The 727-nt window shown below is 43.9% G+C and carries 1 protein-coding gene; it reads right to left on the bottom strand.

The window, feature by feature from the left end:
- A partial coding sequence (locus tag ADH81_RS05185; RefSeq protein WP_239682085.1) for an Ig-like domain-containing protein occupies positions 1–727 on the bottom strand: 727 nt, incomplete at both ends.

Here is a 727-nt window from a genome sequence, read left to right on the forward strand (position 1 = left end):
AGCTTGAACACCGTTTGAATCTGCAGTCTTAACAGTTTGATCACCTGTAAGTGTTGCTGTTGAGCCATCTGGGAATGTTACTGTTGTTGTTCCGTCTTGACCTACCTCTGCTTTAGATCCTGGGTTCGCTGCTTCTACGGCTTCTTTAACTTTTGCTTTTTCTGCATCAGTCAAGTTCGCTGTATCTTTAACTGGTGTCTTAGATGATGGAACTTTAACACCGTTTGATTCCTTAACATCACGTTTACCAACTGTCTTCTCTGTTGGAGTTGATGTATTACCTGAAGCATCTTTTGCTACGGCAGTCACTTTGTCACCGGCTTTCAAGCCTACAACTGGAAGAGAGAAGTGACCAGCTTCATCAGCCCTAACAGTAACAGTTTCACTATTTGGAAGAGTAATTTCAATGATTGAGCCTACTTCCGCTGTACCTGTAACAGCCTTATCACCTTCTTTAACATCGTTCACAACTGGTGCCTCTGGTGCTGTCTTATCATCAGCTTTCGCTACAGTTGCTGTAGTTGGAGTTGATGTATTGTTTGAAGCGTCTTTCGCTGTAACAGAGACTGTTTGACCTTCTTCCAAGCCACTAACTGGAACGCTGAAGTTACCATCTTGATCAGCTGTTGCTGATGCTTTAGTGCCATCTGGAAGGGTTACTTCTACTGTTGATCCTGCTTCGGCTGTACCTGTAACTGCTGTGTCACCTGCTTTAACTGGGTTCACA

The organism is Streptococcus pseudopneumoniae, from assembly GCF_001072925.1.
GTDB classification, from domain to species: domain Bacteria; phylum Bacillota; class Bacilli; order Lactobacillales; family Streptococcaceae; genus Streptococcus; species Streptococcus pseudopneumoniae_Q.